Annotated in this window: 16 protein-coding genes; 2 read left to right on the top strand and 14 right to left on the bottom strand. The window is 71.0% G+C overall.

The features are described 5' to 3' along the window. Positions 1–58: 58 nt before the first annotated feature. From FPT20_RS03280 to FPT20_RS03250, 7 genes are all read right to left on the bottom strand, one after another. Positions 59–1,369, bottom strand: a complete 1,311-nt coding sequence (locus FPT20_RS03280) for a UDP-glucose dehydrogenase family protein (protein ID WP_158862544.1) — start codon at positions 1,367–1,369, stop codon at positions 59–61. A gap of 54 nt (positions 1,370–1,423) precedes the next feature. After that, positions 1,424–2,098: a thymidine kinase gene (locus FPT20_RS03275; protein WP_158862542.1), complete on the bottom strand. Its 675-nt coding sequence runs from the start codon at positions 2,096–2,098 to the stop codon at positions 1,424–1,426. 17 nt (positions 2,099–2,115) lie between these two features. After that, positions 2,116–2,781, bottom strand: a complete 666-nt coding sequence (locus FPT20_RS03270) for a response regulator transcription factor (protein ID WP_158862540.1) — start codon at positions 2,779–2,781, stop codon at positions 2,116–2,118. Then, entirely contained in the window at positions 2,778–3,989 is a 1,212-nt protein-coding gene (locus FPT20_RS03265; RefSeq protein ID WP_158862538.1) for a hypothetical protein, read from the bottom strand. The genes FPT20_RS03270 and FPT20_RS03265 overlap by 4 nt, the downstream gene beginning before the upstream one ends. Then, a complete protein-coding gene (locus FPT20_RS03260; protein ID WP_158862536.1) occupies positions 3,986–5,194 on the bottom strand; it encodes a sensor histidine kinase in 1,209 nt (402 codons plus the stop codon). Before FPT20_RS03260 ends, FPT20_RS03265 begins: the two co-directional genes overlap by 4 nt. Before the next feature lie 165 nt (positions 5,195–5,359). Continuing rightward, positions 5,360–6,457 (bottom strand): Rv2578c family radical SAM protein, encoded by a 1,098-nt coding sequence (locus tag FPT20_RS03255; RefSeq protein WP_158862534.1) that lies wholly within the window; start codon positions 6,455–6,457, stop codon positions 5,360–5,362. Between the two features lie 54 nt (positions 6,458–6,511). Further along, entirely contained in the window at positions 6,512–8,125 is a 1,614-nt protein-coding gene (locus FPT20_RS03250) for an ABC-F family ATP-binding cassette domain-containing protein (protein WP_158862532.1), read from the bottom strand. 584 nt (positions 8,126–8,709) lie between these two features. On the opposite strand from FPT20_RS03250, the gene FPT20_RS03245 reads away from it, so the two are divergent. Then, complete coding sequence (locus FPT20_RS03245; protein WP_158862524.1) at positions 8,710–9,630, top strand: hypothetical protein; 921 nt, start codon at positions 8,710–8,712, stop codon at positions 9,628–9,630. A gap of 45 nt (positions 9,631–9,675) precedes the next feature. After that, positions 9,676–10,017 carry a hypothetical protein gene (locus FPT20_RS03240; protein WP_158862523.1) on the top strand — a complete coding sequence of 114 codons (342 nt, stop codon included), beginning with the start codon at positions 9,676–9,678 and terminating at the stop codon, positions 10,015–10,017. Positions 10,018–10,246: 229 nt separating this feature from the next. On the opposite strand, the gene FPT20_RS03235 is transcribed toward FPT20_RS03240, so the two are convergent. The 7 genes from FPT20_RS03235 to FPT20_RS03205 form a co-directional block, all read right to left on the bottom strand. Continuing rightward, on the bottom strand, positions 10,247–11,737 hold the full coding sequence (locus FPT20_RS03235; protein ID WP_158862521.1) for a malate:quinone oxidoreductase: 1,491 nt from the start codon (positions 11,735–11,737) through the stop codon (positions 10,247–10,249). 85 nt (positions 11,738–11,822) lie between these two features. After that, positions 11,823–12,893 carry an aspartate-semialdehyde dehydrogenase gene (locus tag FPT20_RS03230; protein WP_158862519.1) on the bottom strand — a complete coding sequence of 357 codons (1,071 nt, stop codon included), beginning with the start codon at positions 12,891–12,893 and terminating at the stop codon, positions 11,823–11,825. Positions 12,894–12,952: 59 nt separating this feature from the next. Further along, positions 12,953–14,239, bottom strand: coding sequence for an aspartate kinase (locus FPT20_RS03225; RefSeq protein ID WP_158862508.1), 1,287 nt, complete (start codon positions 14,237–14,239; stop codon positions 12,953–12,955). Between the two features lie 83 nt (positions 14,240–14,322). Beyond that, positions 14,323–14,919, bottom strand: coding sequence for a recombination mediator RecR (gene recR, locus FPT20_RS03220; RefSeq protein ID WP_158862506.1), 597 nt, complete (start codon positions 14,917–14,919; stop codon positions 14,323–14,325). Positions 14,920–14,923: 4 nt separating this feature from the next. After that, positions 14,924–17,398: a DNA polymerase III subunit gamma and tau gene (locus FPT20_RS03215; RefSeq protein ID WP_158862505.1), complete on the bottom strand. Its 2,475-nt coding sequence runs from the start codon at positions 17,396–17,398 to the stop codon at positions 14,924–14,926. Between the two features lie 70 nt (positions 17,399–17,468). Beyond that, on the bottom strand, positions 17,469–18,725 hold the full coding sequence (locus FPT20_RS03210; RefSeq protein WP_158862503.1) for an acyl-CoA thioesterase/BAAT N-terminal domain-containing protein: 1,257 nt from the start codon (positions 18,723–18,725) through the stop codon (positions 17,469–17,471). After that, complete coding sequence (locus tag FPT20_RS03205; RefSeq protein ID WP_158862493.1) at positions 18,722–19,999, bottom strand: acyl-CoA thioesterase/bile acid-CoA:amino acid N-acyltransferase family protein; 1,278 nt, start codon at positions 19,997–19,999, stop codon at positions 18,722–18,724. The genes FPT20_RS03210 and FPT20_RS03205 overlap by 4 nt, the downstream gene beginning before the upstream one ends. Between the last annotated feature and the right edge of the window lie 4 nt (positions 20,000–20,003).

Raw genomic sequence — 20,003 nt, 5'->3', positions numbered from 1 at the left:
CACAAAACTAACAAATCCTCATCTTTTGCGCCTCCCCCAAAAAGGGGGCGCGACGAGGTCAGCGCCTGCCGAGTCCGCGGTAGGTCCAGCCGGCGGCGCGCCACCGCGCCGGGTCGAGCACGTTCCGTCCGTCGATGACGACGCGCCGCCTCACGAGCTCGCCCAGAGCGGCGGGATCGATACCGACGTAATCCGGCCACTCCGTAATGAGCACGACGACGTCGGCATCGGCGACAGCCGCCTCCGGGGTCTCGGCGTAGGTCAGCTCGGGCGCGCGGCGGGAGGCGTTCGGGATGGCCGCTGGGTCGGTGGCCGTGACGACGGCGCCGGAGGCGGCCAGCTGCTGGGCGACGGTCAGTGCCGGCGAATCGCGGATGTCGTCGGAGTGGGGTTTGAAGGCGAGCCCGAGAACGGCGACCTTCGTTCCCTCGAGGCCCCCGGCCTCCTCCTCGACCAGCTGGACCACACGCGCGCGCCGCCGCAGGTTGATCTTGTCGACCTCGTCCAGGAACTTGACCGAGTCGCCGAGCCCCAGCTCGTGGGCGCGGGCACTGAACGCGCGGATGTCCTTGGGCAGGCAGCCGCCGCCGAACCCGACGCCCGCGTTGAGGAAGCGGCGGCCGATGCGGGCGTCGTGACCGATCGCGTCGGCGAGTTTCGTGACATCCGCGCCGGTCGCCTCGGCGATCTCCGCCATGGCGTTGATGAACGAGATCTTCGTCGCGAGGAAGGCGTTCGCCGACACCTTCACGAGCTCCGCCGTCGCGTAGTCGGTGACGATGCGCGGCGTGCCCGAACCGACGGCCGACGCGTAGACCTCGTCCAGCCGGCCGACCGCGCGCTCCCCCGCGTCACCGTCGGGAACACCGTAGACGAGCCTGTCCGGCGCGATCGTGTCCTTCACCGCGAACCCTTCGCGCAGGAACTCGGGGTTCCACGCGAGCGTCGCCTCCGGAGCGCGCTCGCGCAGCAGCTCGGCCAGTCGGGAGGCGGTGCCCACCGGGACCGTGCTCTTCCCGACGACGACGTCGCCCGGCCGGAGGTGGCCGGCGAGCGAGCCGAACGCCGCATCCACGAAGCGCATGTCGGCCGCCTGGCCGTCCGCGCTCTGCGGGGTGCCCACGGCGACGAAGTGCACCTCGTACCCTTCGGCGTCCGCCATGTCGGTCGAGAAGCGGAGCCTCCCGGAGGCCAGCGAGGACGCGAGCATGTCGCCGAACTCCGGCTCGAAGAACGGAGGACGCCCTGCCGCCAGAGCGGCGATGCGCTCCGCGTCGACGTCGATGCCGACGACCTCGTGGCCCAGGTGGGCCATCGCGGCGGCGTGGACGGCGCCCAGGTAGCCGCACCCGATCACGGAGATTCTCATGGTCCTACTCTTCTCGGCTGGTCGTCGGCGTCGGCCGCGGGATCGCGGGACGGGTCAGGTGAAGTCGGGATCGGGCTCGCTCAGGTAGGCCGGCGCCGCCTCGACGGGCCACTGCCTCCGGCCGTTGTTGAGCACGCCGCGGCTCTCCTGGAGGTAGCACTTGCCGCACAGGGACTCGTAGCTGACCGAGTCGCCGTCGATCGCGACCTGGTCGCCGTCGAAGACGAACACGCCGTTGATCTTCCGGGCATTGAAGATGGCCTTCCGGCCGCAGCGGCAGATGGTCTTGAGCTCCTCCAGGCTGTGCGCCACCTCGAGCAGCCGCCTGCTGCCGGGGAAAGCGACGGTCTGGAAGTCGGTGCGGATCCCGTAGGCCAGCACCGGGACGTCGTCGAGGAGGGCGATCCGCAGCAGGTCGTCCACCTGGGCCTCGGTCAGGAACTGGGCCTCGTCGACGAGGAGGGCGCTCACGTCCCGGTCGAAGCGCTTGATGACCCGCTCGCGGTGCTGCTGGAACTTGCCGTACGCGTCGGTGTCGGGGTTGATCACGAAGTCGACCTGACGGGTGACGCCGAGCCGCGACAGGATGCCCATGTCGCCCTTGGTGTCGATGGAGGGCTTGGCGAGGAGGACGCGGTGGCCTCGCTCCTCGTAGTTGTACGCGGCCTGGAGCATCGCCGTGCTCTTGCCGCTGTTCATCGCCCCGTAGCGGAAATACAGTTTTGCCACGACACGATCCTAGGGGGCTAGGTCAGGTAGCCGTCTTCAGCGGCACGGCGGATGAGGTCCGCCCGCGAGCTCGTCGGACGGCCCACGCGGCCGTACTTCTCACGCACCCGGCGGAGGTACGTCTTGGCCGTCTCGTACTGGACGTTCATCTCGCGGGCGACCTCCGCGGTGGTGCGACCGTCGGCATACAGCACGAGCGCCTGTCGCTCCCCGTCGCTCAACCGCGGGCGGGCGGCCGGGGCAGGGGCCGGCCTCGGGCGCCAGACCTGAGGCAGTGCACTGGTCGCCTCACTGCGCCCGACAGCGGCGAGCGCGGCCGCGAGGAGGTCCGACATCGGCTGCGCCTTGCTCACGTAGGCGAGTGCGCCCGCCGCGAGCGCCGCCTCCCGGTCTGCCTGCGCATCCGCAGCGCTGAGGACGATCACCTTCGCCCCCGCCGCCCGGCAGGTGCGCACCCGAGCGCCGATGGACACGGACTCCGGCAGCTGAAGGTCCATGATGACGAGATCGGTGGGGAATGCCTCGCTGTGGACCAACTCGATCCAGCTCCGGGCGCGGAGCACGAGGTCGAATTCGGGGGCGTTGCGCTCGATCCAGTCCGCCAGGCTGTCGAGCAGGATCTCGTGGTCGTCGAGGATCGCCAACCGGATGCGGGAGGGGGCGTCGTTCTTGGTGCTGGTCATCGTCGTCTGCTCCCAGGGTACGCGAAGCGGACCACCAGCCGGCCCTCATCCGTGCTCATGCCGGTGCTGAGCGAGGTCGAGCTCAGGGCACCGAGGAACGGCAGGAGTTCTCGCCGCAGCTCCGACCGCGGCTGAGCGACCGTCGCCGTGAGCTCGAATCTCGGCTGCTCAGGGTGGGAAGCGGTGATCCGCAGCGACGACGGGTCGAGTCCCGGCTGGCGGGCCACCGCGGCGACCAGCGCGCCGACGGCGCCGCGCAGCTCCGTGCTGAGCACCGCCTCCAGTCCGTCGGGATCGTCGACGCGACCCGCTGCGGCGGCCAGTGGCGCTTCGGTATGCTTCCTCAGCGCCTGGCGGACCGTCTCGCGGAGCCAGGTGCGCTCGACCGCCCGCAGCGACAGGGATCGCAGCTCCGCTCCCACGGCTTCTGCACGCTCCCGGTCGCTCTCGGTGATCGCATCCTGCGCGAGCAGGTGGAGGAGGAACGGCACGGCATCCGCGTTGAGCGCCGTGGCCCGCTCCTGCGCGATCATGCGCTCGGCCGTCAGGCGGAGCTCGCGATCGAGCCGCTCCTGTCCGTCGCGCGCGACGAGCCTCCAGCGCAGCGCCTCCTCCGTCATGGTCCAGGCGTAGCCGGCGCCGCCGCACGCCAGGGCGAGGACGGGCGTCGCGGCGACGATCGCGTAGACCAGCGGGTTGTTGTGGATCAGCAGCGTGCTGCTCTGGAAGGCCGCGAGCGCCGCGAGGACGAGCGCCGATGTGGCGCCGACGGCGATGACCTCGCCGACCGGGCGGTACAGCGGCATCGCGATGAGGAAGAGGCCGACGGCGATCTGACCCCAGTCGTCCTGGATGCGCTGGTTGGCGCCCCACGCCGAGGCCGAGAAGAGGACGGCCGCCAGGAGCGCACCGCCGGTGACGGACAGATGGGACCAGCGCCCGAAGGGGACGAGGCCGGGGCGGGTCCTGATGGAGGCGACGGCGCCCGTCACGGCCAGGAGGACGATCGCGGCAACGGCGACCGGAGGGTCCACCACCTGCGGGCCGTGGAGAAGCGTCGACACGACGGCGTACCCCACGGAGAGGACCGCGATCGCAGGGACGAGGCCCCACGCGGTCTGCGCTCCGAGCGGATCCAAGCGTTGCGGCGTCCGCTCGGGCGGCACGCCTCGCAGCCGAGCGACCGTCGCCGGGGTCAGCGCGCTCACGGCCGGCCTCCGGATCCGGAGGCCGCATCGGAGACCGGAACCACCATGATCACCGTCGTCCCGACGTCCTCGCTCGAGTACACGGTCACCGTGCCTCCCACGCGCTCGATGCGGTCCCGCACGGACTGCCTGAGGCCCAGTCGGTCCGGCGCCGGGGAGCTGGCTGAGAACCCGCTCCCGCCGTCGACCACCATCACCGAAACCGAGCCGGCGGCCGCGGAGAGAGCCACCTCGGCAGTGGTGCTGCCCGAATGCTTGAGCACGTTGGCGAGGCATTGGCGCACCGCGAGCCCGAGCGCCCGGCGTTCCTCGCTCCCCACGAGAGCGAGCGTCACCCGGTCACCCGAGACGGTGACGGCGAGCCCCTCGTCCCGCGCGTCCTCGATCGCGCGGCTCACCTCGCTGTCCTCCCAGGCGTCCAGGAGGCTCGGGCCCGCGGGCGCCTCCTCGTCGCCGACCAGGACCCCCAGGGAACGCAGATCCTGTTCGATCCGGTCGCGGAGCCGGGGGTCGAGCGGGCCGGCCGTCGCCGTGGCCACCGCCGTGAGGTCGCTCAAGAAGGTGTCGTGCACCTCCGCGGTCGCCCGCGCGATGCCCTCGAGGCGGAACTGCACCAGTCGCGAGTCGCGCATCGCCCGGTGGAGCGCCGACTGGGCGCCCGCCCGGGCGCCCCGGGTCAGACCGTCGAAGGCGAGCACGGCGACGAACAGGAGGTAGGCGCCGAGGGCGATCGCGTTCGGTGCGTACACGCGGTGGGTCGTCGTCGTCGCCAGCAGGACGGCGCCCTCGGCGAGCCCGTAACCGAGAGTCGCCCAGAGGATGCCCCGGAGCGACCCCGTCCCGGCGCCGCCGACGAGCGTCATGGCGACGACGGGGAGCGCGATGACGAAGAGGCTGCTGTCGCGGTAGGCGGGCGTGCTGATGAAGAGCGCGACCGCGTAGAAGTAGGTGCACACCGACCCGACGAGGAGGTACGCGACGGTCAGCGCGAGGGTTCGCCCGCGCAGGAGCGCGATCAGGAGGCCGACCATCGGAGCCAGGACGAGGATCGCCACCCACGGGGAGGCGCCCGGCGCCCGTGCCGAGCTGATGCCCACGTTCACGACCGCGGACCCGAGGCAGACGAGTCCGGCCCACCGGGCGCCAGCGGCGAGCGCGCGCGAGTTCGCCTCCCGTGCCAGGTGGCTGGGAAGGCCGAGCGACACGTGATCCCCTTCGAGCGCGGTCGGGCCGGCAGGCGGCGCCGGCGAAGCCGGGAGTGTCCGGCCCTCCCACGGATTATGGCATCCGGGTGGCGCGCGGCGTACCCCGACCGGCCGCGGCCGGGGTACGCCGCACCCGCCACGAGTCGGAGGCGACCCGTCTCGGGGTCAGAACAGGGTGGGCTGCACCCCGAGCGCGGTCAGCGACGCTCCGACCCGGTCGGCCGGAGCGAGCGTCTGGCGCTCTCCCTCGCCGTCGCGGAGCATGCCGAGTGCCGACGACCGGACCCCGCCGGTGATCGGCGCCTCCTTCCCCTCGTCGAGCCCGTGCCGACGGATCAGGGGCTTGATGCGGGCGGCGAGCCACTGGCGGTACTCCTTCGGGGCGAACGTGCCCCGGTCGTACATGCGCCGGTAGGCCGGGAGAAGCTCGGGGTGCTCGCGGCCGAGCCAGAGGTAGTACCACTCCTTGACGCCGGGCTTCAGATGGAGGGCCGTGTACAGGACCGAGGTGGCGCCCGCCTCGGCGGCCTGACGCAGCGCCTCATCCAGGTGCTCCCGGGTGTCCGTCAGGTACGGGAGGATCGGCATCAGGAACACGGCGCAGTCGAGCCCCTTCTCGCGCACCGCCGTCACCGTGGCCAGCCGCGCCTTCGTCGTCGGCGTGCCGGGCTCGACCGACTGCTGGAGCTCGTCGTCGTAGACGGCGATCGACATGGCCAGATCGACGGGAACGCGGGTCGCCGCCTCTGCCAGCCGATCCAGATCGCGCCTCAGCAGCGACCCCTTGGTCAGGATGCTGAACGGCGTGCCCGAGTCGGCGAGCGCGTCGATGATGCCCGGTATGAGCCCGTAGCGCCCCTCCGCTCGCTGATACGGGTCGGTGTTGGTGCCGAGCGCCACCGGATGCCGCCCCCAGCTCGGCTTGGACAGCTCTTTGCGGAGCACCTCGGCGACGTTGACCTTGACGACGATCTCCTGGTCGAAGTCCTTCCCCGGGCCGAGTTCGAGGTACGTGTGGGTGGGCCGCGCGAAGCAGTAGACGCACGCGTGCGAGCACCCGCGGTAGGGGTTGATCGTCCAGCCGAACGGCATCGGGCCTCCCCCGCCCGGGATGCGGTTGAGCGCCGACTTCGCCAGCACCTCGTGGAACGTGATGCCGGCGAAGTCGGGAGTCCGGACGGACCGCACCAGGTTGTTGAGCCGGGCGAGGCCGGGGAGGGCTGACGGCTCTTCGACCGCCAGCTCCTGCCCGCTCCACCTCATGTCCCTATTCGAACATATGTTCGAACCGGATGCAAGCGCCTCCGCGGGGTGGCGTCACCCGAGCCGCACCTCCTCCCCCTGCCATCCGGCCCGGAGCCAGCGGTCGTGACTGGCGACCACGACCGCGCCCGGGTACCGGCCGAGCGCCGCCTCCAGCTCGGTCGCGAGCGCGAGCGAGAGGTGGTTCGTCGGCTCGTCGAGGAGGAACACGTGCGGCGGCCGGGCGAGGATGAGGGCAAGCGCCAGCCGGCGCTGCTGCCCCACCGAGAGATCCCCCACGGCCCGGTCGAGATCGCGCGGGGCGATCAGCCCGAGCGAGACCAGCGGCACGGCTTCGGCCCGCCGGTCGCCGACCGCGGTCTCGTAGATGCGCCGCGGCGACGCGGACGGGTCCGCGTATCGCACGTCCTGCTCGAGCAGCCCGACCCGCAGTCCGCGCCTCCGCTGGACCGTGCCTCCCATCGGTTCGATCCGCCCGGCGAGCACACCGAGGAGGGTCGACTTCCCGGAGCCGTTGGCGCCAGTCACCAGGATCCGCGACTCGGGCGCCACGGCGAACGACGCGCCGCCGAGCCTTCCCGGCACCGAGACGTCGGCAGCGTGGAGCAGAAGGCCGGACTCGTCCGAGAGCGCCTGGAACCCCGAAGGGATCCCCGCGAACTCGAGCGGCGCCGGCGGCTTGCGGACCTGCGCCCGCTGGAGCTCCTCCAGCCGCCCGGAGGCGTTCTTGATCCGACGGCTGATCTGGCGGTCGAGCGCGTTGCCCTTCACCGACTTCACGAACTTGTCGTTGTCGCGGATCTTGCCGGACCAGGCGATGGAGCGCGCCGTGACGTCGACCGAGTGCCGGAGCGACGCCAACTCGGCCTGCTCGTCCGCGTACTGCTTCTCCCAGCGCGCCCGCTCGTCGGCCTTGGCCTGCAGATAGTCGCTGTAGCCTCCCCCGAACACGGTCGCGCCCGAGCGGGTCGGGTCGAGGTCCAGGAGGGTCGTTGCGACCGCGTCGAGGAAAGCGCGATCGTGGCTCGCGAAGACGACCGGCCCCTCCCAGCCGAGCAGCTGCGCCTGGAGGAACTCGGCCGCCGAATCGTCGAGGTGATTGGTCGGCTCGTCGAGGAGGAGCGCGTCGGGCCGTCTCAGCAGGAGCGCCGCGAGGGCGAAGCGGCTGCGCTGACCGCCCGACACCTCCCCGATCCGCCGGGCCAGCGGGATCCCGCCGACACCGAGGCCGTCGAGCAGTTCGTCCCGTCGTGCGTCGATGCTCCAGATCTCCGCGCGTTCGGCCGCCGCGAGGGCGCGATCGTAGCGGGCATCGGAGCCCGGTTCGGCGCCGGCGAGGGCCGAGGCCGCGGCTTCGAGCTCCCGCTCGATCGCCCTCACATCGGCGAGGGCGTGCTCGAGGAGAGCGCCGAGCGTGTCGCCCGGCGGGAATCGCACCTCCTGCCAGAGGAAACCGACGCGCTCGGGACGCGCGACGACGCCCTTCTCGGGCTCCTCCGCTCCGGCGAGGACGCGGAGCAGAGTCGACTTGCCCGCCCCGTTCTCGCCGATCAGGCCGAGCCGCGTGCCGGGCCCCGCGGTCATCGAGACGTCGCTGAGAACGCGCCGCTCGCCGTAACGGACCGAGACCCCGTCGGCTCGGAGAGGGATGAGTGTGGATGTTCGCATGGCAACCGCCTTCCAGGCGCTCCTGAGAGCCTGCTCCCGCCGGGCGATCATCCGTCAGGAGGGCGTCGGAGCGCGAAGAACGCGGCGAACGCGGAGAGCCGGTGCTCACCCTCACTCCAGTCGACGGCGCCTCGGGCGCGGGACGAGAGGAGGTGGTCACTTCATAGCGTGGACGAGATTAGCAGGCGCGGGGCTGGGTTGTCGAGGCCCGGGACCCGCGTCGGTACTCGGCCTCTTGTGCGCCTTGAACGGTTGAACGGTTGAACGGTTGAACGGTCGCTCGTGGCCCCTATGAGGGCGAATCGGCCCCCGGAGGGGGCCACGAGTGACGTCTCAGTGCGCACAGGAGGCGCGGCCCTGTGGATAACGGCCGGATCAGCCCTCGGTCGCCGCCGGCCAAGGGGCCGGGCGCGCGAAGCGCAGGGTGGGCCGTCCACACAGCGAGCATGCATCAAGTTATCCACATGTTAAATTTCAATACAGTATTGTTATTGCTCAGCTCCTACATTTCCCTATGAGTGGGCTCGTGACCTTGCCTCCTGCAGGAACGCGAACCACTCGAGGACGAGCGAAAAGGAGTAGACATGCGTCGTTCAAAGATTGCCGCGGGAATCACCGTCGCCTTCGCCATGGGGACCACTTTGGTCGGGTTCGCGCCAGCCGAGCCTGACAGTCTTACCGCGTCGGAAGCGCTAGCCGCCGTGAACCACGTGGCGCCGGAGGTGCTGGAACAGACGATCGGCAGTCCAAACGGCACAGGTGAGAGCGACGCGATGCGAGCTGAGGTGGGCGGAACGGACATCAGCCTTCCCGTTACAGCCTCCGGCGGAATCGAAGTCTCCACCGGAAGCCATGAGCTAACGATCGGATTGCCATATTCTGACCAGGCACGCCCAGCGGCGGAAGTTCACACTCCCGGTGTCGTCGTCTACGACAACCGAAATGGGTCTTCGACGGTGCCTGCGATTCAATCCGACGGTTCGATCCGCATCAGCACTGTTCTCGCCGATCCGGGGGCGCCGAAGCGATACGACTACCCCATGGATCTCGGGCCCGGTGAACGCCTCCGCGCCAATCCGGACCACAGTATCGACCTCGTCGCTTCCGATGGAACAACGCTTGGCCACTTCGACGCTCCGTGGGCCAAGGACGCCGACGGCAACCCGGTGCCCACATGGTACGAAGTGAAAGGCGACACCCTGACCCAGATGGTCGACTTCTCGACCGAAGCGGTATTCCCCATCGTGGCCGATCCCACCTACAAGACCTATGTCATCACGTACTCACGCGCTGATGTTGAACAGATGTGGAAGATGATCAACAACATCAATAACATCTGCCACTTCGTTCCGCTCCCCTACCTCGGATCGATTGCCTGTTCGGCGCCCGCTGCTTTGTCTTCTGCCGTCTCGCAGGCTCACTACCAAAGCAAGCGAGTCAGGGCTACCTACTGGGATTGCGGATACAACTACTGCTCGTACTACACGTACGCAGTGGTCTCGTGACTGATGCCGATCCGCATTCGGTCCCGGGCAGCTCAGGCCTCGTTCGTGGTCGTCAGCTTCGCAATGGTGATGACGGCGTCGCTGGCTATCGGACTGACGACGGAACCGGCTCTCGGTGGGATTGCGGGGACGCTCGTCACGGTTATTGCGGTCACGGTCGCTGCGAGATGCTTCCGGGGCACTCACGAGGCCAGCGGACCTCGACCGTGGTGGAAGATGACCGCCTCCCGTACCGGCAGCATCGTCCTAGCTGGGATCTTCGCGATCGGCGGTGCTCTGAACATGATCACTGGCTCCGCCGGGCTCGTCGCCGGGTTCGCGAGCCTTCTGATCGCCGCGGCTTGCGCGAATTCCGCGGTCCGACTGGTGAGCCACGACGACGGATGACCGAGATCCCGGGGCCGGACGCCGCCCCCAACAGCTGAACGCTCGCTAATGGCCCCCACATGCGCAGATCGGGGCGTGAGGGGGCGATTGGTGGCATCTCGCGACGGTCCGGAGGCGCGGGCCTGCGGACAACGAGCCGCGGTAACAGCCACGCGCCACAACCGAAAGGGAGGTGCGCCCCGGCCAAAGTCCGGAGCGCACCTCCTAGTATCGCGACGCGTCTCGCGCCCTACCGCGCCACCTGCTCGCGCGTGAGCTGCAGCACTTCGGCCGTCGAGGACAGCACGCGCTGCGCCTCCTTCGGCCGGTCGTTGAGCGTCGTGCCGATCGTGGGGATGAGCGCCTCGAGCTTCGGCAGCCAGGAGTCCCAGCGGTCGGGGAAACAGCGCTTGAGCAGGTCGACCATGATCGGAACGGCAGTGGAGGCGCCCGGTGACGCGCCGAGGAGGCCGGCGATCGACCCGTCGGCCGCGGCCACGACCTCGGTGCCGAACTGGAGCACGCCGCCGCGCTTCGGGTCCTTCTTCATGACCTGGACGCGCTGGCCGGCGGTGATCAGTTCCCAGTCCTCGGTCTTCGCGGTCGGCATGAACTCGCGCAGCGCCTTCATCTTCTTCTCGCGGTTGGCGAGCACTTCACCGACCAGGTACTTGATGAGGTCGAAGTTGTCGCGCGCGACGGCGAGCATCGGCCCGATGTTGCCCGGGCGGACCGAGCCGGGCAGGTCGAACCAGGAGCCCGTCTTGAGGAACTTGGGGCTGAAGCCGGCATACGGGCCGAACAGGAGGGACGACTCACCATCGACGACGCGCGTGTCGAGGTGGGGCACCGACATCGGCGGGGCCCCGACGGCGGCCTTGCCGTACACCTTCGCCTGGTGCTGGGACACGATCGCGGGGTTGGTCGTCCGGAGGAACTGGCCCGAGATCGGGAATCCGCCGAAGCCCTGGATCTCGGGGATGCCGGACTTCTGCAGGAGGTGGAGGGCGCCTCCACCGGCACCGACGAACACGAAACGGGCGGTCGCCACGTGCGGGGTGTGACCGACCTCGTGGCGGACCGTGATGCGCCAGAGGCCGTCCTTCGTCCGCTTGATGCTGCGAACCCTGTGGTTGAGGACCAGTTCGGCGCCGTTGTCGACGAGGTTGTCGATCAGCGCGCGCGTGAGGGCGCCGAAGTCGACGTCGGTCCCGGAGACCTGCCGGGTCGCCGCGATGCGCTCCTTGCGGTTCCGCTTTTTGACGAGGAGGGGCGTCCACTCGGCGATGACGTCCGGGTCCTCCGAGTACTCCATGCCCGCGAACAGGGGCTCGTCCTTGAGGGCCTCGTAGCGCTTCCGGAGGTACGTGACGTTGTCGCGGCCGCGAACGAACGTCATGTGCGGGGTCGGGTTGATGAAGTTCTTCGGGTCGGGCAGGTCGCCGGCCGCCACGAGGGCCGCCCAGAACTGGCGGCTCAGCTGGAACTGCTCGTTGATGCTGATGGCCTTCGCCGGGTCGACGGACCCGTCGGACGCCTCGGGCATGTAGTTCAGCTCGCAGAGCGCGGCGTGCCCGGTTCCGGCGTTGTTCCACGGGTTCGAGCTCTCCTGGGCGACCTCACCCAGGCTCTCGTAGATGCGGATGCTCCAGTCGGGCTGCACGCGCTGGAGCATCGCTCCGAGCGTCGCACTCATGATGCCGCCGCCGATCAGGACGACGTCGATGGGATCACTGCTCACCCTGCAATCCTATGCCGCACCCGCGAGACCCCCGGAAAACCGGGGTCGACTGTCTCGATATCGAGACAGTCGACCCCGGTGACGATCAGGCTGAGACCCGGGCGGCGAGCCGCTCGGCGACCAGCTCGGCGATCTGCACGGCGTTGAGCGCCGCTCCCTTGCGCAGGTTGTCGTTGCTGATGAACAGCGCGAGGCCTCGACCCTCCGGCGCGCCCTCATCCTGCCGGATGCGGCCCACGAAGCTCGGGTCGGCGCCGGCCGCCTGGAGGGGCGTGGGAACGTCGGTGAGCTCGACGCCGGGAGCGGCGGCGAGCAGTTCGCGAGCGCGCTCGGGCGAGATGGCCTCGGCGAACTCGGCGTTGATCGAGAGCGAGTGCCCCGTGAACACCGGGACGCGGACGCAGGTGCCGCTGACGAGGAGATCGGGGAGACCGAGGATCTTGCGGCTCTCGTTGCGGAGCTTCTTCTCCTCGTCCGTCTCACCGAGGCCGTCGTCGACGATCGAGCCGGCGAGCGGGATCACGTCGAACGCGATCGGGCGGACGTACTTGACGGGCGCGGGCATGGCCACGCTCGAGCCGTCGTGGACGAGCTGGAGGAGGTTCTCGTCGGCGACAGCGGTGCGCACCTGAGCGGCCAGCTCCTCCGCACCGGCCAGCCCGGACCCGGACACGGCCTGATACGTGCTGACGACGAGGCGCGTGAGACCCGCGGCCTCGTGCAGCGGCTTCAGCACGGGCATCGCGGCCATCGTGGTGCAGTTCGGGTTCGCGATGATGCCCTTGCGTGCGTCGGCGATCGCCTCCGGGTTGACCTCGGAGACCACGAGCGGGACGTCCGGGTCCATGCGCCAGCCGCTCGAGTTGTCGATGACGATGGCGCCCGCCTCCGCGAACCGGGGCGCGTGCGCCTTCGAACCGGTGGCGCCCGCCGAGAACAGGGCGATGTCGATGCCCGAGACGTCGGCGGTGGCGACGTCCTCGACGGTGATCTCCTCGCCACGGAACGGGAGGGTCGTGCCGGCCGAGCGGGCCGACGCGAAGAAGCGGATGCTCTTCACCGGGAAGTCGCGCTCCTCCAGCAGGCGGCGCATGACGCCGCCGACCTGTCCGGTCGCCCCGACGACGGCGACGTCGAATCCAGTGTTCTCGCTCATAGATGGCCCCTTCGGGTCGGTGTGGTGGAGGTCAACGGCGGGAGCGCTGCAGGAATTCCTCAGCGTCCGGTGCCGGCGTAGACGATGGCCTTCTCGTCGCCGTCGAGGCCGAAGGCCGTGTGGACGACCCGGGCGGCCTCCGCCACGGTGTCGGCGCGCGTGACGACCGAGATGCGGATCTCGCTCGTGGAGATCATCTCGATGTTGATCCCGGCGTCGTAGAGGGCCTCGAACAGCTTGGCCGAGACGCCGGAGTTCGTGCGCATGCCCGCCCCGACGAGGGCCAGCTTGCCGATCTGGTCGTCGTACTGGAGGGACTGGTAGCCGACCTCATCCTTCTCGCCGGTCAGCGCGGTGAGGACTCGCTGTCCCTCCGACTTGGGGAGGGTGAACGAGATGTCGGTCAGGCTCGTCGCAGCGGCGGAGACGTTCTGGACGATCATGTCGACGTTGGCGTTGGCCTTGGCGACGATCTTGAAGATCTGCGCCGCCTTTCCGGGGACGTCTGGCACGCCGACGACGGTGATCTTGGCCTCGCTGAGGTCGGTCGCGACTCCGGAGATGATGGGCTCTTCCACGTTTCCGTCCTTCTTCGCGGCCTCGGCCGCAGCTGCTTCGTTGAGCACGTAGGTCCCCTCCCGGTTCGAGAAGGAGGACCGCACGTGCAGGGTGACGTTGTGGCGGCGCGCGTACTCGACGGCGCGGATGTGCAGGACCTTGGCGCCGGCGGCCGCGAGCTCCAGCATCTCCTCGCTGGTGATGCGGTCGATCTTGCGGGCGAGCGGCACGACGCGGGGATCCGAGGTGAACACCCCGTCGACGTCGGTGTAGATCTCGCACACCTCGGCGCCGAGGGCCGCGGCGAGCGCGACCGCCGTGGTGTCGGAGCCTCCCCTGCCGAGGGTGGTGATGTCGCGCGACTCGCGGCTGAAGCCCTGGAAGCCGGCGACGATCGCGATGGCGCCCTCGGCGAGCGCGTCCTGGATGCGGCCGGGCGTCACATCGACGATGCGCGCCGCGCCGTGCTGCGCGTCGGTGATCATGCCGGCCTGGCTGCCGGTGAAGGAGCGCGCGTCGTAGCCCATCGCCTTGATCGACATCGCGAGCAGCGCCATCGAGATGCGCTCGCCCGCGGTGAGGAGCATGTCGAGCTCGCGCGGCTCGGGGATCGGCGTCACCTGGTGCGCCAGATCGAGCAGTTCGTCGGTGGTGTCCCCCATGGCCGACACGGCCACGACGACCTCGTTTCCGCCCTTGCGCGTCTCGACGATGCGCTTCGCGACGCGCTTGATGCTCTCGGCGTCGGCGACGGACGAACCGCCGAACTTCTGCACGATCAAAGCCATGGCACTCCAGAACTCACGGGGATTCCCATCCTACCGGCCGTGATATTCGCGTTCCTCCATGTGACGGCGCCCCCCGCTACCGGTCAGGAGACCTGGCGGCGGCCCTCGAAGGCACGGCCGAGGGTGACCTCGTCGGCGTACTCGAGGTCGCCTCCGACGGGGAGGCCGGAAGCCAGCCGTGTGACGCGGATGTCGAGGGTCGTGAGCAGCCGGCTGAGGTAGGTCGCGGTGGCCTCGCCCTCGAGGTTGGGGTCGGTGGCGATGATGACCTCCTGCACCGTGCCGTCGGCGAGGCGCTGCATCAGCTGGCGGATGCGGAGGTCGTCGGGGCCGACGCCGTCGATCGGGCTGATCGCGCCGCCGAGCACGTGATAGAGGCCGCGGAACTCGCGGGTGCGCTCGATCGCGACGACGTCCTTCGCCTCTTCGACGACGCAGATCAGGGCCGGGTTGCGGCGGGGGTCACGGCAGATCGAGCAGGTCTCCTCCTCGGAGACGTTGCCGCAGATTGCGCAGAAGCGGACCTTGTCGCGCACCTCCATCAGCACCTCGGCGAGACGGGTCACATCGAAGCTCTCGGTCTGGAGGATGTGGAACGCGATGCGCTGAGCCGACTTGGGGCCGATGCCCGGAAGGCGCCCGAGCTCGTCGATCAGCTCCTGGACGATGCCCTCGTACACGGGGCTACCTCATTCCCGGGGTGGGAGGGGCGGGCTTCTCTTCGAGGAACGTCGCGCCGAGGATCTCGCGGACGACGGCCTCGCCGTACCGCTGCGGCTCCTGGAAGGTGGGCGTGCGGCTGCCGCGGGCCGGTGCGCTCCGGGAGGGTTCGGCCGCGGCCGGTGCGCCGCCCGTGGGCGCCGAGGCGGGACGCGCAGGAGCGGCGGCGGCCGGAACGGCAGCAGGAGCGCCCACGATCGCCTCGACGGGGGCGTCAGCCCAGTCGGCGGGCTCTTCGGGCACCGGCGGCTCGATGTCGGGCTCGATCTCCGGCGGCGGGACGTCGTCGAACGGCGGCTCGTCGTCGACCGGAGCGGCCACCGGTGCTGCGACGGTGGCGGCAGCGGTCGCAGTCGGAACCGGTCGCTGAGACTCCCCCGCGGCGGCCGGAGCAGCGGGTGCTGGGCGCTCGAGCGTCGCGACGGCCCCCTCGGCCGCGCCAGCGGAGGCCGCGCCACTACCCGGGATGGCCACGGTCACCCAATCGGTCACCGCAGCGCCGGACGGCGTCGCCGGCGCGGACGATCCCTGGGACGGTGCAGCCGGCGCCGAGGAGGCGCGGGGCGCGGGAGCCGATGCAGCAGGGGCGGATGACCCGCGCGAGGGCGCAGCCGGTGCCGTGGTCGAAGCCGCAGATCCTCCGTCAGCGCCGGGCCACGGGTCGGCTACCGGGACGGACGGCGCACCGGAGACAGGGCGTGGCGCAGAACCGGAGGCGGCCGCGGGCGCCGAGTCGGCGCGCGCGATGAACTTGACCCGGATGCCGAGGATGTCGACGATCGCCTGGCGGAGGTACTCGCTCACGCCCTGCGACCCTCCCGCCTCGGGCTGGCGGAAGCTCTGCACATCGTTCTCGCTCGGGAACGAGAGCGTCAGGACATCGCCGGCGAGGGAGCGCACCTGGGCCGTGAAGACCACCATCCAGGCACTTCGCTTCGCCCGCTGGACGGCGTCGAGGATCTGGGGCCACGCGTCTTTGACCTGCTGGGTGCTCACGGGCCCGACCGGCACGGCAGCGGCCGCAGCCGCGGCCGTGGCTGAGGGCTCGGCTGCGGGCGCAGGCTCTTCGACCGCGGCCGGAACGCGGGCAGCCGCAGCGGGCGTCTCGCGCTCGGTCGGCGCGCTCCCACGTCGAGCCGGGGCGGCGGGGGCCGTCGGGGGCTCCCTCCGCGCCGGTGGCGCAGCAGGCTCGACAGGTGCCGGGGCCGGCACGCTCACCACGGGAGCGGCCGGAGCCGACGGCGCGGCGGGCGCACCCGCACCCAGCGCGTCCCCGACGCCGACACGGCGCTCGAGGCGCTCCACCCGCGCGAGGGCGCCACGCTCGGTGTCGTCGCTCGACGGGACGAGGACGCGGGCGATCATGAGTTCGAGATGGAGGCGCGGCGAGGTCGCCCCGGTCATCTCGGTCAGGGCTGCGTTGACGATGTCGGCGGCGCGGCTCAGCTCGGCGGCGCCGAACTTCATGGCCTGCACGCCCATCCGGTCGAGCTCGTCCTGCGGGACGCCGCGCAGCACGGCGGCGGCGCCCTCGACGCTGGTCGCGGCGACGACGATGAGGTCGCGCAGCCGCTCGAGCAGGTCTTCGACGAAGCGGCGCGGATCCTGGCCGGTCTGGACGACACGGTCGACCGCCGCGAAGGCACCGGCGGCGTCGCGCGCAGCGATCGCGTCGACCACCTCGTCGAGGAGGGCCGCGTGCGTGTAGCCGAGGAGCGCGACGGCGCGCTCGTAGTCGATCGAGCTGCCCTCGGAACCCGCCATCAGCTGGTCGAGGAGCGACAGGGTGTCTCGGGGCGAGCCTCCACCCGCACGCACCACGAGCGGGAGGACGCCCGGCGCGACGGTCATGCCCTCGGTGTCGCAGAGCGACTGGACGTAGGCGAGCATCTGCGCGGGGGGCACGAGCCGGAACGGGTAGTGGTGGGTCCGGGACCGGATGGTGCCGATCACCTTCTCGGGCTCCGTGGTCGCGAAGATGAACTTCACGTGCTCCGGCGGCTCCTCCACGATCTTCAGCAGGGCGTTGAAGCCCTGCGGGGTGACCATGTGCGCCTCGTCGAGGATGAAGATCTTGTAGCGGTCGCGCGCGGGGGCGAAGACGGCGCGCTCGCGGATGTCGCGCGCGTCGTCGACGCCGTTGTGGCTCGCGGCGTCGATCTCGACGACGTCGAGCGATCCGGCGCCGTCGCGGCTGAGCTCGACGCAGCTCGCGCACACGCCGCACGGGGTGTCGGTCGGGCCCTCGGCGCAGTTGAGGCAGCGGGCGAGGATGCGCGCGGACGTCGTCTTGCCGCAGCCCCGGGGGCCGGAGAAGAGGTAGGCGTGGTTCACGCGATTGGTGCGCAGCGCCGTCATCAACGGCTCGGTCACCTGCGATTGGCCGATCATGTCGGCGAAGGTGTCGGGCCGATAGCGGCGATAGAGAGCGGTTACCACTCACACATGCTACTTTGCGCGGCCGACATTTCCCCGGGTGGCGGGGGCTCGCGCGGACGCTCCGGCGCGATCAGCGTCCGGGCACCACGGACGGCCCGGCGAGCGCCTCCTCAATGGCGCGCCAGAGGGCTGCCCGGGCGTCCTCGGTGGCCTGCGCGTGCGGTGCGGGAGGGAGGTCGAGCGGCGTGTAGGGAGGCAGGAAGAACAGGTGCGTGGCGTCGGCCGCACGCAGGTACGCATCCCCCTCCCGGGCGGGGCGGATCCGCGCCGCCGCGTCCATCCACTCGCACCCGTTGTCGAGCTGTTCGTCCGCCCCCGCGCAGCCGAGCACGACGGGGCCCGGAATGCCGCGGAGATCCAGCACGGTCGCCGGCGACACGACCCGGGTCCCCGGAGTGCAGGGCACCCAGTCGCCGTCGACGGTGACCGCGGGCGACGGGACGGGGGACGCGCAGATGAGGCCCGTCGTCCCTCCCGGAGCGATCGCGCCGTACACCGTGCCGGGGTACGCGGCCGCCGCCCAGAGCGCGAGCGGCGCCCCGCGGGATGTCCCCAGGACGAACATGCGCTGATCGTCGACACCGGGCTGGGTGCGCAGCCAGTCGAGCGCCGCGAGGAACCGCTCGGCCGGGAAGATCCGGCGCGGGTCCAGAGCTCCGGACGGCCCGTACGTCGAGAGCGCCAGCGCCGGGTAGCCGAGCGCCGAGAGCGTGGAGGCGATGAGCACGCCCGACGACGACCCCGGGTCCGTTCCGTCGAGCACGACGACTCCGGGGCGCAGCGCCTCCGAGCCGACGGTCGGAGCGAAGTAGTCGCCCGAGATCCCGTCTTCGTACACCGCTCGCGACGGCGCGGCCGTCGCGAGGCCGATCCGCTGGACCGTGGTCGTCGCCGCACGGCGTCCGCCGACGACGGCGTCGAGCCTCACGGCGATCGACGCGCCTCCCCACGTCTCGTCGGAGGTCGCTGCAGCGCCCGATGCGCTCCGGAGCGACCAGAACAGCCCCATGCCGTCGGCGCCCGTCCACGGCGCATCGGCGGGCGTCGCCCGGTCGAGGTCCACGACGCCGTCCGGAGGGACGATGTACACGGCGCGCGAGCTCCAGACCGCTCCGACCCGTGCCGTGGCGGTGATCGCCACGCGCTCCCCCGGCGGCAGAGCCACCAGACGGATGTGGACCGGCTCCCACACGCCCGTGGGGTTCTGATCCAGGACGAAGCGGGGACCGGCCGCTCCCGAGGAGGCGGAGCAGCCTCCGAGAAGCGCCACCACCGCAAAGAGTGCGGCGCCGAGGACGGCGAGCGTCCCGAACCGTCCCCGCCTCATCGCCGGATCGCATTCTCGAGAAGGGTGTCCACCCGCGACCAGAATCCTGCCCGGGCGTCCTCGGTGGCCTGCGCCGCCGACGGGGCGAGGTCGCTCAGGCCGATGGGCAGGAGGGGCGGCGCGGTGATCTCGTGCGACGCGCCCTGGGCCAGGAACGCCTGCCCCGCGCGGAGGCCGCGCCGGAGCGCTCCTGCCCGCGTCCAGTCGCACGCCGCGGGCAGCAGTTGATCCGCAGTCCCGCACGCCAGGAGCACCGGTCCGCGGATCTGCTCCAGCGGAAGGATCGTGGTGTCGGCCACGCTGCGGCCGAGGGGCTCGCAAGGCACCGCGGCGCCTTCAGCGGTGAGGGTCGGCGACCCGTCCGAGGCGGCGCAGAGGAGCGCGGTCGGCCCCGAGGCCGCGATGGCACCGTAGACGGCGTCGGGCTCGTGCGTCGCGAACCACAGGGCGATCGGTGCCGCAGCCCCGGTGCCGTAGGTGAAGACGCGTTCCGGGTCGACCGCGGGCCGCGCGGTGAACCAGCGGAGCGCCGCGTCCAGCCTCTCCACGGCGAGCGCAGACGACCCCGGGATCTGGCCCTCCGGTCCAAAGGCCGGCACGACGATGACGGCGAACCCGGCGGCGGCGAGCGTCCGGGCGGCGAATGCCGCCGAAGCGCCGGCCTCGTCGCCGTCCACGATGAGCACACCCGGCTGGGGTCCGCTTCTCGGCGGCTGCGGCGAGAAGTACGTCCCTACCTGCGCCAGGGCCGGGTCCCCGGTCGGCGCCAGGCCGCCGGCGGCCAGGTCGGCGTCGAACACGGGACGGACCTGGCTTCCGTCCGAGAGCGCCGCCCGCTGGAGGGACGCGGACGCGGCGAGGTGCCCGCCCTGCTCGGCGGTGAAGGCGACGCGGGCGCCCGACAGGGCCCACGTGCGTTCGAGCTCCGCCTGGCTCAGGGCGGGCCCGGACATGCTCCACAGCAGCGCGGCCGGGTCGGGGCGGACGTACGGGGCGAGGAGGGGCTTCTCGGCCCAGAGCTGAACCCGGCCGTCCGGCGGGACCGCGTAGACCGCGCGCGACCGCCAGACTCCGGAGACCGTCCGGGCTGTCGCGGTGAGCGTCACGTTCTCCCCCGGCTGGAGCCCCGAGATCTCGATGGCGAGCGGGTCGGCGATCCCGTCGCCGAAACGGCTGAGCGTGAACCGGGGACCGCCTCCCGCGGCGACCGAGCAGGCGGTCAGCAGGAGGCCGATCACGATCAGCGAAGCGGCCGACCGGAGAGCACCGGCCATGCGC

The sequence above is a fragment of the Leifsonia sp. AG29 genome, from assembly GCF_009765225.1.
Classification (GTDB): domain Bacteria; phylum Actinomycetota; class Actinomycetes; order Actinomycetales; family Microbacteriaceae; genus Leifsonia.
The sequence above is the reverse complement of the archived record's forward strand: the minus strand, read 5'-3'. Positions and strand labels throughout refer to the sequence as shown.

Excerpts from the sequence above, each read along its gene's own strand:
- FPT20_RS03280 (WP_158862544.1), bottom strand. The coding sequence starts at position 1,369 with ATGAGAATCTCCGTGATCGGGTGCGGCTACCTGGGCGCCGTCCACGCC.
- FPT20_RS03270 (WP_158862540.1), bottom strand. The coding sequence starts at position 2,781 with ATGACCAGCACCAAGAACGACGCCCCCTCCCGCATCCGGTTGGCGATC.
- FPT20_RS03255 (WP_158862534.1), bottom strand. The coding sequence starts at position 6,457 with ATGAGGTGGAGCGGGCAGGAGCTGGCGGTCGAAGAGCCGTCAGCCCTC.
- FPT20_RS03250 (WP_158862532.1), bottom strand. The coding sequence starts at position 8,125 with ATGCGAACATCCACACTCATCCCTCTCCGAGCCGACGGGGTCTCGGTC.
- FPT20_RS03245 (WP_158862524.1), top strand. The coding sequence starts at position 8,710 with ATGCGTCGTTCAAAGATTGCCGCGGGAATCACCGTCGCCTTCGCCATG.
- FPT20_RS03230 (WP_158862519.1), bottom strand. The coding sequence starts at position 12,893 with ATGAGCGAGAACACTGGATTCGACGTCGCCGTCGTCGGGGCGACCGGA.
- FPT20_RS03225 (WP_158862508.1), bottom strand. The coding sequence starts at position 14,239 with ATGGCTTTGATCGTGCAGAAGTTCGGCGGTTCGTCCGTCGCCGACGCC.
- FPT20_RS03210 (WP_158862503.1), bottom strand. The coding sequence starts at position 18,725 with ATGAGGCGGGGACGGTTCGGGACGCTCGCCGTCCTCGGCGCCGCACTC.
- FPT20_RS03205 (WP_158862493.1), bottom strand. The coding sequence starts at position 19,999 with ATGGCCGGTGCTCTCCGGTCGGCCGCTTCGCTGATCGTGATCGGCCTC.